General features: G+C 54.7%; 12 protein-coding genes and 1 tRNA gene. 2 read left to right on the forward strand and 11 right to left on the reverse strand.

The window, feature by feature from the left end:
* Positions 1 to 75: 75 nt before the first annotated feature.
* From RGU70_RS17120 to rpoD, 4 genes are all read right to left on the reverse strand, one after another.
* A complete protein-coding gene (locus RGU70_RS17120) occupies positions 76 to 1,728 on the reverse strand; it encodes a bifunctional diguanylate cyclase/phosphodiesterase (RefSeq protein WP_322210577.1) in 1,653 nt (550 codons plus the stop codon).
* A gap of 9 nt (positions 1,729 to 1,737) precedes the next feature.
* A complete protein-coding gene (locus RGU70_RS17125) occupies positions 1,738 to 2,562 on the reverse strand; it encodes an alpha/beta hydrolase (RefSeq protein WP_322210578.1) in 825 nt (274 codons plus the stop codon).
* 189 nt (positions 2,563 to 2,751) lie between these two features.
* Positions 2,752 to 2,830, reverse strand: a tRNA-Ile gene (locus RGU70_RS17130).
* A gap of 32 nt (positions 2,831 to 2,862) precedes the next feature.
* On the reverse strand, positions 2,863 to 5,079 hold the full coding sequence (rpoD, locus tag RGU70_RS17135; RefSeq protein WP_322210579.1) for an RNA polymerase sigma factor RpoD: 2,217 nt from the start codon (positions 5,077 to 5,079) through the stop codon (positions 2,863 to 2,865).
* A 73-nt stretch (positions 5,080 to 5,152) separates the two neighbouring features.
* On the opposite strand from rpoD, the gene RGU70_RS17140 reads away from it, so the two are divergent.
* Entirely contained in the window at positions 5,153 to 5,659 is a 507-nt protein-coding gene (locus RGU70_RS17140) for a hypothetical protein (protein WP_322210580.1), read from the forward strand.
* A gap of 189 nt (positions 5,660 to 5,848) precedes the next feature.
* Here the strand turns inward: RGU70_RS17140 and dnaG are convergent, their stop codons facing one another.
* The 7 genes from dnaG to RGU70_RS17175 form a co-directional block, all read right to left on the reverse strand.
* On the reverse strand, positions 5,849 to 7,639 hold the full coding sequence (gene dnaG / locus RGU70_RS17145; RefSeq protein ID WP_322210581.1) for a DNA primase: 1,791 nt from the start codon (positions 7,637 to 7,639) through the stop codon (positions 5,849 to 5,851).
* A 49-nt stretch (positions 7,640 to 7,688) separates the two neighbouring features.
* Positions 7,689 to 8,132: a GatB/YqeY domain-containing protein gene (locus RGU70_RS17150; RefSeq protein WP_322210582.1), complete on the reverse strand. Its 444-nt coding sequence runs from the start codon at positions 8,130 to 8,132 to the stop codon at positions 7,689 to 7,691.
* Between the two features lie 222 nt (positions 8,133 to 8,354).
* The gene (gene rpsU / locus RGU70_RS17155; protein ID WP_008451879.1) at positions 8,355 to 8,567 is read right to left on the reverse strand and encodes a 30S ribosomal protein S21; all 213 of its coding nucleotides are present in this window, start codon (positions 8,565 to 8,567) and stop codon (positions 8,355 to 8,357) included.
* 122 nt (positions 8,568 to 8,689) lie between these two features.
* Positions 8,690 to 9,886: an NAD(P)/FAD-dependent oxidoreductase gene (locus RGU70_RS17160; protein WP_322210583.1), complete on the reverse strand. Its 1,197-nt coding sequence runs from the start codon at positions 9,884 to 9,886 to the stop codon at positions 8,690 to 8,692.
* A gap of 185 nt (positions 9,887 to 10,071) precedes the next feature.
* The gene (locus tag RGU70_RS17165; protein WP_322210845.1) at positions 10,072 to 11,265 is read right to left on the reverse strand and encodes a YbdK family carboxylate-amine ligase; all 1,194 of its coding nucleotides are present in this window, start codon (positions 11,263 to 11,265) and stop codon (positions 10,072 to 10,074) included.
* A 17-nt stretch (positions 11,266 to 11,282) separates the two neighbouring features.
* Positions 11,283 to 12,494 (reverse strand): cation:proton antiporter, encoded by a 1,212-nt coding sequence (locus tag RGU70_RS17170; protein WP_322210584.1) that lies wholly within the window; start codon positions 12,492 to 12,494, stop codon positions 11,283 to 11,285.
* 168 nt (positions 12,495 to 12,662) lie between these two features.
* Entirely contained in the window at positions 12,663 to 12,800 is a 138-nt protein-coding gene (locus tag RGU70_RS17175; protein WP_322210585.1) for a hypothetical protein, read from the reverse strand.
* Between the two features lie 229 nt (positions 12,801 to 13,029).
* Between RGU70_RS17175 and trxA the strand changes: the two genes are divergently transcribed.
* Positions 13,030 to 13,356: a thioredoxin TrxA gene (gene trxA / locus RGU70_RS17180; protein WP_322210586.1), complete on the forward strand. Its 327-nt coding sequence runs from the start codon at positions 13,030 to 13,032 to the stop codon at positions 13,354 to 13,356.
* Positions 13,357 to 13,367 lie beyond the last annotated feature (11 nt).

Here is a 13,367-nt window from a genome sequence, read left to right on the forward strand (position 1 = left end):
TGACGTTTGTTGTGGAAGATGCCCGTCTCTCTATCAGTGAGCGGGTCTCTTTATTGCAGGGTCTGGAAGAATTTTTTATTTTGGCACTTCCACATCCGCACTAAACCGCCAGGTATTTTTCCCCGTGGTTTTTGCTGCATACATGGCCGCATCCGCACGCTTCATTAATTGCGAGGACGTATCGCCAAAATTGACTGACATTGCAATGCCAACTGAAATACCGACAGTAATGCTGGCCTCGCCACATTGCCATGGTGCGTTGATCGACTGGATGATCCGACTAACGATCTCCGCGACTTCTTTTTGATCGGCGGGGTTGTCGAGCAAAATAATGAATTCGTCGCCGCCCAACCGGGCTACCGTATCCGTCTGACGCACCTCGAGCTGAAGCCTTCGCGCCACCTCCATCAGCAATTTGTCACCGACTTCATGGCCGTACTGATCATTGATGGGTTTAAAACCATCAAGGTCGAGAAACATCACGGCTACATTGCGTGGCTCACGTTCAATTTTTTGCAGTAATTGGTTCAGGCGTTCCATCAGCAGCAAGCGATTGGGCAAACCGGTCAGCGCATCATGAAAGGCCAGGTGACGCATGCGCTCATCTTTTTCCCACAGCTCGGTAATGTCATTAAATATGGTGACGTAGCGCAGGGGTTCATCAGTAGCGCCTCGGATAAGGGTAACGGACTGCCGCTGCCAGAATATCGTGCCGTCTTTGCGTCGGTTCCAAATTTCGCCCTCCCAATGTCCGCTGACGATAAGCTCCCGCCAGATCGCTGTGTGAAACTGCTCATCGTGCCGATTGGAGTTGAGCATTGCGGGAGTTTGTCCAAGGACGTCACTCGCTGCATAGCCGGTAATGGCGGTAAAGGCCGGATTGACGGAGAGAATAATTCCATTCCCATCGGTCACCATGATGCCTTCGACGGTACTCTCAAAGACGCTGGCGGCCAACTTGAGTTCGAGTTCGGCATTCTTGATTGGCGTGACATCGGTCACCAGAACAAAGAAGCCGACTACATGTCGTTGACTGTCAAAATCAGGAATATAACTGCATAAGGTATGACAAATATCGCCATTCGGCTTGATCAGCGTTCGCTCGAATATTTGCTTCTCACCGCGCAGTACGCTACTGACATAGGGTTGGTTGAGAGCCATTAAGCGTTCGCCAAGCAAGGCAAGCATGGAGATGCCGACCATCTCATCCGATTTTTTGCCAAACCACTCCAGGTAGGGTTTGTTTGCAAACCGGCAGTGCGTGTCCTTGTCCCAATAAGCGACCAAACCAGGCATGTTATCGGTCACGGTCGTGACGAACTGCTGCTTCTCGGCAAGCTCTGCCGAGATCGACTCTGCCCGATTGAGCGCGACCAGAAGTGCGGCCTCAAATTTACTGCGCTCCTCTGCTACAAATAACACCCAGATATAACTGCTTATTCCGTCTAGCACCCGCGTGTTGCAGTTCACCATGACGGGGATGCGCGTATGTTCTGCGTTGCTTATTTTTAGATGGAGTTCACGCACAGAACCGTCTTTGAGCAGCATGGGCCAGACGTGCGTTTGCAAAAAAAGCCTGCTCCCTAAAGGAAACAGGCTTTCCATCGGCGCTTGCAACACTTGCTCTGCCGACAACCCGACCATTGCCAGCAGCCCATGATTGGCCATGAGCACCTGTCCTGTTTCATCCGTAACCAGTACTGCACAAGGCAGTTCATTGATGTCCATGGATAAGTATCAGTCTGTTGAGGTAATGGAGATTGACCGGTCAAGATAGTGCTGCATGGCTTCAATTACCAAATCGGGATTGCTCATATGCGCACAATGCCCGCTGGCTTCCAGGATTGCTAAGGTGCTGCCTTTCAGATTGGCGCGCATATATTCCCCGACCCCGAGCGGCACTAGCGTATCGGCGCGGTGCTGGAGAATCAGACACGGCCTTGATACTTTCGGTAAATCTGCACGGTTGTCAGAGAAAAAAGTGGCCTTGGCAAAAGCGCGCGCTACCTTGGGTTCGGTCGAACAAAAGCTATCGGCTAGCTCACGCGAGACGATGCTGCTCGCGTCTTGCCCAGCCACTACCGGTGCCAGATAGTTGGCCCAGCCAATATAATTTTGCTCCATGAGCAGCAACAGATCTTCTAAGTCTTCTTGTTCGAATCCGCCGAGGTAATCGGGCGGGTGATTCAGAAAGCAGGGAGTGGGCCCGACTAAAATTAAGCGCTCGAATAATTGCGGCCTGACAATGGATGCCAGCATGCCTATGCTGCAACTGACAGAATGCCCTACGAATGTCACGCCGCTTCGCAACTCCAGTGCGTCGCACACATCCAGCAAATCCTGAACGTAGCCTTGCAGGCTGGAATAGCGGCTGGCATCAAATGAGGCGAGGTCGGATTTACCGCTGCCGACATAATCAAATAATATTTGCCTGTGCGTTTTGGCAAATGCGGGCGTAATGCGATCCCACATTGCCTGACTGCATCCAAAGCCATGGCCGTACAGCAAGACAGGCCCTTTTCCACCTAATTGAATGACGTTGTTCCGCTCGAAATGATCCAAGTGGCCTCCGTTATTTCAAGCCAGAAGATTTTTTATTATCGGCGTTTTTACTGATCATATTTTTATTTAATTTTGCAGAAAGTTGCTTCAATCCGATAGTGATCAGATGAATTTCTTCGTGGTAATTGATGGGGATTTTCGGTGAACAAAAAAGGGTTACGTTTGCACGTAACCCCTCTTTAATTTTACTGGTGGCCCCCCCGTGAGTCGAACACGGCACCAACGGATTATGAGTCCGCTGCTCTAACCAAGCATGAGCTAGGGGGCCAGAGCGGGAGAGGAAAACTCCTCTCCCGTCACTTAACTACCTTCCAGGAAGCTTTTCAGCTTATCGGAACGGGATGGGTGGCGCAACTTGCGCAGCGCTTTTGCTTCGATCTGACGGATGCGCTCACGCGTGACGTCAAACTGCTTACCGACTTCTTCCAGCGTGTGGTCGGTCGACATTTCGATACCAAAACGCATACGCAAAACTTTCGCTTCACGTGGCGTCAGAGAGTCGAGGATGTCTTTGACCACACCGCGCATCGATGCATGCAAGGCCGCATCAGCAGGGGCAAGGGTGTTGTTATCTTCGATGAAATCGCCAAGATGGGAATCGTCGTCGTCACCGATCGGCGTTTCCATCGAGATCGGTTCCTTCGCGATCTTCATGATCTTGCGAATCTTTTCTTCCGGCATTTCCATCTTGATCGCCAAGGTTGCAGGATCTGGCTCTGCACCAGTTTCCTGCAAGATTTGCCGCGAGATGCGATTCATCTTGTTGATGGTTTCAATCATGTGCACCGGAATACGGATGGTGCGGGCCTGGTCGGCAATCGAACGCGTGATGGCCTGACGAATCCACCAGGTCGCATAGGTCGAAAACTTGTAACCGCGGCGGTATTCAAACTTGTCCACTGCCTTCATCAAACCGATATTGCCTTCCTGGATCAAATCGAGGAATTGCAAACCGCGGTTGGTGTATTTCTTGGCAATCGAGATGACCAGTCGCAAATTGGCTTCGGTCATTTCGCGCTTGGCCATGCGCGCCTTCTTTTCGCCGGCGCCCATTTTTCTGTTGATGGCGCGCAAATCAGGCAGAGGCAAGACCACGCGTGCCTGCAAGTCGATCAGCTTTTGCTGCAATTGCACGATGGTCGGCACATTGCGGCCCAGAACGACGCTGTAGCTATGGTTGCCGCTGACTTCGCCTTCAATCCAGTCGAGATTGGTTTCGTTACCGGGGAAGACTTTAATGAAATGCGCGCGTGGCATGTTGCACTTGTTGACCGCGACATCCAGAATCTGGCGTTCGATCTGGCGCACTTCGTCAACCTGGCCGCGCAAGGTATCGCACAGCTTCTCAACGACCTTGGCCGTAAAGCGAATGCCCAGCAATTCATGCGAAATCATTTCCTGCGCTTTAACGTAGGGCTTGGAGTTGTAACCCTCTTTTTCATACGCCTTGCGCATATTGTCGAACTGCGTCGAGATGATGGCGAATTTTGCCAGCGCATCGCGCTTGAGTTGTTCAATTTGTTCGGCGGAGAAACCTGCGGCGCCAGAAGCGGCAGCACCTTCGGTTTCTTCTTCTCCCTCTTCTTCGCCGTCTTCTTCTTCGTCTTCTTCTTCGTCAGCCGAGCTGGCAGCAACCACCTGCACGTCAGTGACCGTCATGTCGACCAGACCATCGACGATTTCGTCAATCTTGATCTCGTCGTTCTTAATCTTCGTGGCGGCGGCAATGATTTCTGCGATCGTCGTCGGGCAAGCGGAGATGGCCTGGATCATGTCCTTGAGACCGTCTTCGATGCGCTTGGCGATTTCGATTTCGCCTTCGCGGGTCAGCAGCTCTACCGAACCCATTTCACGCATGTACATGCGCACCGGGTCGGTCGTGCGGCCGAAATCTGAGTCAACCGTTGACAAGGCCGCTTCGGCAGCTGCCTCGGCTTCGTCATCGCTGGCGACATTGGCGACGTTATCCGACAGCAGTAATGTTTCTGCGTCCGGTGCGTGCTCGTACACGGTAATGCCCATGTCGTTGAACGTGCCGATGATGCCTTCGATGGCTTCCGGGTCGACGATATTTTCAGGCAAGTGATCGTTGATTTCCGAATAGGTCAGAAAACCACGCTCTTTACCGAGTTTGATCAGCGTCTTCAGTTTTTGCCGGCGGCGTTCGAGTTCTTCCTCGGTCGCTTCGGTGTCGGACGAAAACGCATCTTTCAACAGTGCTTTTTCTTTGGCCTTGCGATCCTTGGCCTTGGCCTTGTCGGACGCCTTCAGTTCTGCGCGTTCGACCGCATTAAGCGCGGCGACTTCGTCGTTTTCAGGCTGGAATTCTTTGGGCTTGCGGCCGCGGCGACCGGGCACTTTGATCGAGGGCAAAATGTAGCCAGACGTATCGATAGCAGCCAGCGTGGCGGCATCGGTAGTCTGACTCACGCCAGGGGCGATCATCACGCTGGTACTTTTTACTTCGACAGGGAGGTCGGTCTTGGCGTTTTTCAATTCGGGTTTCTTTGTTGTCACGTATGCTTTCGATTGCACTGAAGCCGACTTTGCGGCTCGAGAAGAGGTCTGTCCGGTTTGCACTGCCTGAGACTTGGCAGTTGCAGCACGTCCTGTTTTTGGATCCGTTTCGACGCCTGTTTTTTTTGCGGCAGCTGGTGCTTTTGCTGCCGTTGGCGCTGTTGCCGGCCGGGACTTCGCTTCCGGTTTGACTGCTTTCGCTACGACAGCTTTGACGATCGCTGTCTTTTCTGTGGCTTGCCCCGCCTTGGTCGCCGCCGTTTTCCGCGGAGCGGCTTTGGAGCCAGCCTTCACGATAGTGGTCGATTCTGCTTTTTTTGAAGGAATTGTCAGTTTTTCCGCTGGTTTCTTCATTGCATCCGCCGTGGGGTTAAAGCCAAAGTTTCACATTGATGTCGTTGCAAAAACGGCGCCAAACGACCGTCGAGGAAGTTATTGCGCAGTCTTGCCGCCCTCTGTTACCGGTCTTTGCCGCCGTTGTTCCTGCTACTACTTTCTGCCACCTCTGCGCTTTACGCCGATTACCGTCGGCACCATGACAATCGTCGCTTCGTTCCTGCCGATTGTTCCTGCTGGTTAACTGCCGCTTAATAGCGTTTAACCGCCGTTTAGCTTAACTTAGCTTGTCCCGGCTTCAGAATGCTGCATTTATGCGCCTGTTGGTTTTGCCTGACGTTTTACCCGACAATTGTTACACTTGAGAATGGCAGCCCTCAATAATAACACATATAGGGCCTTTTCCCTCTGGATCAAGAGCCGCGCATCCGGCTCATCCAAGTTCAACGCCGGCTTGCCGCCGCAGAACTTCCTGCTGCCGGGTCAATTCGCGATAGCGCTGCCGTGCCTCTTCGCTACCCAGCCCGGCAGCAGCCAGCTGCTCGGCTTCTTCGCGCAGCATTTTCATGCTGGTTTGACGAATTGCCCCGAATAATTCCAGGCGTGCCGCTTCCAGATCGGACTCCGGTTCGGCCGCGATCTCGAGAATCAGCGCCTCCACATCCGGCCCCGCTTCGCGCAAATGCTCGACCAGCGCGGCGAAATTGGCCTGCTCGCCCATGCTGCGGCCGATACCGACCAGCTGCGTAAGCAAGTCGGCATGCTCAGGGGCGACCTGTTCGATGATCGCGAGCGCAGCGTCGCTGACATCGAGCGTCAGCAGGGGATGCGCAACCAGCAAACGAATCATTTGTCGCTCCAGCCCCATGGGCGCGGCACGTTTTCCGCGCGGCGGTGCCTTGCGGGCACGCGAGACTGGCTGCACCAGTCCAAACAAACTCTCGATTTCTTCCGGCGACGATTGGGTCAGTTGCGCCAGACTACGCACAATCTGCAAGCGCAGCGACGAAACCGGCAGCGCTTGCAACAGAGGCTTGGCGTCGAACTGAACGCGCGCGCGACCTTCGGGCGTTTGCAAATCGTTATCACCCGTCACTTCATTGAGCAAAAACCGGGAAAACGGCATCGCGTTGCGAATCTGCGCTTCAAATACCTCCGCGCCCATTTCCCGCACATAACTGTCGGGATCGTGTTCGGCCGGCAAAAACAAGAACTGGATCGTTTTGTTATCGGTGGCATGCACCAGGCAAGCATCCAATGCACGACGCGCTGCGCGCCGGCCGGCGCTGTCACCGTCAAAACTGAAGATCACCCTATCCGTCTGACGCAACAATTTTTGCACATGCGTCGGCGTGCAGGCCGTACCCAAGGTAGCCACTGCCTGCGGAAAGCCCAGCTGCGCCAGCGCCACGACATCCATATAGCCTTCGGTCACGAGCACGTAGCCCGCTTCGCGTATTGCTTGCCGCGCTTCGAACAGGCCGTACAGCTCATTCCCCTTTTGAAACAGGGGCGTTTCAGGCGAATTCAGGTATTTCGGCTCACCACCATCCATGACACGACCGCCGAAACCGATGGCCTGACCCTTGGTATTGCGGATCGGAAAAATGATGCGATTGCGAAAACGATCGTAGCGCTTGCGGTGCGCGCCGTTGTCATCGGTTTTATCGATGACCAGACCGGCTTCGACCAGCGCGCTGGCTTCGTAATCGCTGAACACCTGGCGCAGACCGTCCCACTCGTCGGGGGCATAGCCCAGACTGAAGCGGGAGGCCACTTCGCCCGTCAGACCGCGCCCTTTCAGGTAATCGATAGCAGGCTGCGCGGTGCGTAGCTGCTGCCGATAAAAATCGCTGGCACGCGTCATTGCCTCGGTCAGCGCCAGACTTTTCGCTTGGTATTCCGCCCTTTGCGCGGGCAGCATACGATCATCGTCATCCGGCAGGGTCATGCCTACGCCCTGCGCCAGATCCTTGACTGCTTCGATAAAGCCCAACCCCGAGTAATCAATCAGAAAGCTGATCGCGGTGCCATGCGCGCCACAACCAAAGCAGTGGTAGAACTGTTTGGTCGGACTAACGGTGAAGCTAGGTGATTTTTCGTTGTGGAACGGACACAGCCCCATCAAATTGGCACCGCCCTTTTTGAGCGGCACATACCGACCCACCACGTCGACGATATCGACGCGATTCAACAAATCCTGAATGAAGGATTGTGGGATCACCGGGAGGCGACGGGGCGGCAGGCGCCGTTCTTGGCACCGTTCAGAGGCATCACGCCAGCGCAGCCTTCACCAGCGCCGACACTGCCGTCATGTCAGCGCGACCCGCCAGCTTCGGCTTGAGCACACCCATGACTTTGCCCATGTCCTGCGGGCCCTTGGCACCAACGGCGGCCACAGCAGCGCTGACTTCGGCTTGAATTTCCTCATCCGACAGGCCTTCGGGCATATAGCCACCCAGAATTTCCAGCTCGGCCTTTTCGATATCCGCCAGATCTTGACGACCGCCGGCTTCAAACTGGCTGATCGAGTCTTTGCGCTGCTTGATCATCTTGTCGATGATGGCTTGCACCTGGGCGTCATCCAGCTCGATGCGCTCATCCACTTCTTTTTGCTTGATGGCGGCAGTAATCAAACGGATGGCACCCAGTCGCGGCGCATCCTTGGCTCGCATGGCGGTTTTCATGTCGTCGGTGATTTGCTGTTTCAGACTCATTAGATTCTCCTTGATGCGACTGGTTGACACCGGTGATCGGGATTGCAATCGGCTTCGGCCTGTTTTTTGCCTGAGTCCGCTTATCGACTGAAAAAAGCAACGCGCAAACAGGGCCCGGACGACAATCCAATCAAATTTTTAAACAGGAAAACCCGCTGCGGAACAACACCGGAGCGGGTTTATATTTCGTCACATCACCGAAGCGATGCGGCGAAAGAATTCTTAGAACAGCTTTTTAGGCAGTTGCTGGCTGCGGATACGCTTGTAATGACGCTTGACTGCGGCGGCAAGTTTGCGCTTACGTTCCGCTGTCGGCTTTTCGTAAAACTCCCGTGCACGCAGCTCGGTCAGCAGTCCGGTTTTTTCAATGGTGCGCTTGAAGCGACGCATCGCAACTTCGAACGGCTCGTTTTCTTTAAGGCGAATAGTGGTCATGTAATTCAAACCGAAGGTTAAAAATTGGGAAGAGCGCGAGTATAACAAACTTATCGAGGCAAGGGAAGATAACTGTCACTTTGTGACAAATCAACCCGATTTGCCACAAAGCTGACAGCCGCTTATAGCGCCAGACCCGCCGCCATTCCTGACGCCCAGGCCCACTGGAAATTGTAGCCGCCCAGCCAGCCCGTAACATCGACCGCCTCACCGATGAAATGCAATCCCGGCACTTTGGTCGCCATCATGGTCTGCTGCGACAACTCGCGGGTATCGACCCCGCCCAGCGTAACCTCTGCCTTGCGGTAACCTTCCGACCCGCTGGGTTTGACGCTCCAACGGTTCAGCGTATCACCGAGGCGCTGCAATTGCTTGTCTGGCAAATCGGCGATACGGGCGTCGGCGGCAAAACCATTGGCCGTCAACCAGCCGTCAGCCAGCCGCCCCGGCAACCATTGCGACAAGGTATTGCCAAGCTGTTTCTTATTGCTGTTTTTGCCTTCTATCAACAGCCCGGCGATATCGATCCCCGGCAAGAGATTCAGAGTCAGCGCAGAACCGGGCGTCCAGTAACTGGAAATTTGCAGTATCCCCGGGCCGGATATGCCGCGATGCGTAAATAGCAAATCCTCGGCAAAAAAGCCGCGCGCTTTTTTCTCTCCCGCCTCGACTTCCACCGGTAAAGCGATGCCGGCCAGATCGGCAAAAGGCTGCCAGCCAGCCGCATCAAAAGTCAGCGGCACCAGCCCGGGACGGGTTTCCACGACCTTCAGATCAAACTGGCGCGCAATCCGGTACGACAGGTCAGTCGCGCCGATCTTCGGTATCGATAAACCGCCCGTCGCCATCACGACGCTGCCGGCGCTGATAACGCCCGCATCGGTCGCAATGTGAAATAGCCCATCCTGCTGGGTCAGTCCATCCACGCGACAAGGCATGCGCCAGCTCACCCCGCCCAGATCGCACTCGGCGCGCAGCATGGTGATGATGTCTTCGGCACTGTTGTCGCAAAACAACTGACCCTTATGTTTTTCGTGATATCCGATCCGATGCCGTTTCAGCAAGGTCAGGAAATCTTGTGGCGTATAACGCGACAAAGCACTTTTGCAAAAGTGCGGATTGCTCGACAGAAAATGCTGAGGCGCAGCGCCAAGATTGGTGAAATTGCAGCGCCCACCGCCGGAAATGCGGATTTTTTCGCCCAACTTGGACGCGTGGTCGATCAGCACTACGCGCTTGCCGCGCTGCCCTGCGACAGCAGCACACATCATGCCGGCGGCACCCGCGCCAATGACGGCGACATCAAACTGTTGAGTCATGAATAAGAACCTGTTTATTAACTACTTGATGATAGAACCGCTACTAAGCGGAACCCGCCAACAGTCTATCGGAAAGGGAAGGAAAAACGGAATGCATACTACTTAGGGGGCGAATACTGCGTTGCGCCACGCCGCAGAGCAAGCAAAAAATGCATGACCGCCAGAATCGCGCTACAAAACTACGCTTACTGGAAATAAGCCGGCGGCTTTCCGCCCATCCACAACTCGGAAGAAAGCCGCATCATTTCGTTGAGCGAACGGCGATGTGAGAAGGTGTGACGCAACCATGCCGCATCACTCAGGTTTTCCAGCGCCATCCGCCGCAAGCGATTCAGTGTTTGCTGCTCTGAATCGTTCTCCACGTACGCTTCCAATATCTGCACATGCTGCAACAGATGCTCAAAAATCGGCAATTTTCGCGATTCCGCGGCGGTCTTCCCGTGCAGCGCCAGCATGCCTTTCAAGCCGAAGCGGCTGGCTTCAAAACGGTTGTACTGATAGAGCAGGTAAAAATCGTCGGTAATCTCAAACGGCCGCTCCGTGAGCAACCAGCGCGCCAGCAGCTGCGCATAGCCACCCAGATGCGCGGCATGCTCTATCGTCAGTGGCGTATCGCAGACACGGATTTCAACCGTGCCGTATTCCGGCTTGGGGCGGATATCCCAGTAAAAATCCTTCATGCTGACGATGATGCCCATTTGCAACAACTCCGCATAGTAGTGCTCAAAATCGCACCAGCGGGTATGTACCGGAGCCGTCCCGGACAAGGGAAAAGCCCGCACCACATTACTGCGGGAAGATTCAAACTGGGTATCGGCCCCCTGATAAAACGGCGATGCCGCGGATAACGCGATGAAATGCGGAATGAAGCGTGAAAAGGCATGCGTCAGGTACAGCGCATCATCACCATTGGCCACGCCGATGTGAATATGCTGGCCGAACACCGTAAAAGTCTTGGCCAGATAGCCGTATTTTTCATGCAGATAATGGAAGCGCTCGCTGGGAGTAATGCGTTGCTCGTTCCAGTGCTGGAACGGATGCGCCCCACCGCCGGAGACGTCAATATTCAGATAGCGGGCGCCGTTGACCAGTGCCGAGCGCAGGTCTTTCAATTCCTCGATCAGCTGGTCCGCCCGGGTATGAATCCCCGAATTGAGTTCTATCATTCCTTGCGTCATTTCCAGCTTGATCTGGCTTTGCAGGGCGCGCGGCTCTATCCAGGTCAGCAGATCCACCGCATCGCTGGCCAAATTGTAATTGCGCCGGTTGACCAATTGCAGTTCCAGCTCGATTCCCATAGTGAAAGGAGTGGAGGAAGTAAACGGCAGTATTTCCGTCACGATCTCTACAGGAAGGTCGGCGGCAAGAGGAGCCGCCATCGTATCGATTGATTCAGTCATGATTCACGCCCGCTTTCACCCGATTTAATTAGTGCGAATTGCGTCGCCACCGGACCCAGCAACTCCAGCACGACCAGGCAGCCCGCCAACAGCGGCACCATATCCGCGGTGGTATTGGGATACAGGGTAAAGGCCGTTTGCATCAGGCCCAAACCTGCTTCGGTCATCGGCAAGGTGCCTAGTGTCAACAGTCCGGCCTGCCTCCAGTTCATGCGCGCAAACCGGGCAAACAGAAATACGCCACACCCCATCGCCAGGAAGCGTGCCGCCACCAGCAGCACAACGGAGACACCCACGACCGTCAGATCTGAAAACCGGATCGACGCACCCATGGTGACGAACAGCATGACCATGAACAGGTCGTTGGCGACACCGAATTCCAGCTCCATGATGTCGTACTGCCGATCCAGATTTTTCGACAGAATCGCGAAAAACAGCATGGTCAGCATGACGGGTAGATTCAGGGCGTGCGCCGCGCCGATGGCCAGCGTGATGATCGCAATGACCAGCACGAACTGGCTGCTGCGCCGCCGTCCCAGTAAGCGCGCCAGCGGTGCCATCACCCAGTAAACCAGATAGGCCAGGGCAAATGCACCGACCAGCGAATACAAGGTATGCGCAAACAGAGTCCAGGCCGACGTGCCGGATTCGGTCGCAATGAGCGGCAGCAAAGCATAGGCGGCCAGCAAGGCGATGCAGTTATTGAGCGCCGTCATCGCCGCGAGTCTGCGGGTCACCTGACCCTCCGCCTTCAAATCGCGCAGCACCACAATCACGACCGCCGGCGAAGTGGCAATCGCCAGCACCCCACCCAGCAGCGCCAGCACCGAGGTGGCACCGAACATTCGCAGCGCGCCGCTGACAAACACGAAACACAGCAGCGACGAGGTCGCCACAATGGCCAGCATCCACTTCTCGCGGAGCAGCCAGCCGATATCGACATAGCGCCCGAGTTGGTACACCACCAGCGCCATGGCGACATCGGAAAAAATCGCGGTCATTTGCAACACATCGCCGGACAACCAGTTCAGTCCGCCCTGTCCCAACAACAAACCGACGAGCAAATAACCTGTAATGCGCGGCACCCAGGGGGATCGCGACACCAGATGGCCGCCGATCAATCCCAGCAAAAGCAAACCGCCAAACAACAGTAAAGCGTTCCATTGCAGCGGCTGACCGAGCGCAAAAGATGGCAAAAACCAAGCCATATGACCTCTCTGATAAGGGTGAAACAGGGCGGAGAAAAGATGCCCGGCGGGTACCAGATTCACAGAACCTGACAATGAGACGATGACTATGTATGAGGCAGGAGGTGAGCAAAGATAAATAAGCGAGAGGCTATTTTTAACACAGCCCTTATCCTGTGCCTACGCATTTCATGCACGCGCCTCCCGGCAGCCTGCCCGGTTCGATGCAAGCAGCACCCGATAGTTCGGCCGCAACACATCCAGCAACAGGCAGGGGCGATTGGCCACGAAGCCATACACAGCATAGCGAAATAGGTTATGATTCATTCACTACCCCGCCGCCGCACCCTTGCCCCTCAGCAAAAATTGTAAAAAAACCGTTTCCGGCTTTGCCTGAAGCAGGAAGAGGAACAGCAAAAAACTGTACCGGCTTGATTTTGCCGGCGGTGTCGCCAATAACTCAATACAACCCGATATAGTCCGCCCTGATTGTTGACTTCCCAGCGGCGCCTGACCATTCTGATTGACCACTTACCTCTCATCCGAGGAAACCACCATGAGCGAAAACATTAAACATATTACAGACGCATCTTTTGAGATTGACGTACTGAAGTCCGACAAACCTGTCCTGGTCGATTTCTGGGCCGAATGGTGCGGTCCTTGCAAAGCGATTGCCCCTATCCTGGAAGAAGTTGCCAAGGAATACGACGGCAAACTGCTCATCGCCAAACTGGATGTCGATGCGAATCAGGCGATCCCTGCCAAATTCGGTATCCGCGGTATTCCAACGCTGATCCTATTCAAAAACGGCGCCGTTGCCGCACAGAAAGTCGGCGCTTTGGCCAAGGGCCAACTGACCTCGTTTATCGATAGCAATATCTGATTGTGACTGCA

Source organism: Herbaspirillum sp. RTI4 (assembly GCF_034313965.1).
Classification (GTDB): Bacteria; Pseudomonadota; Gammaproteobacteria; order Burkholderiales; family Burkholderiaceae_D; genus Herbaspirillum.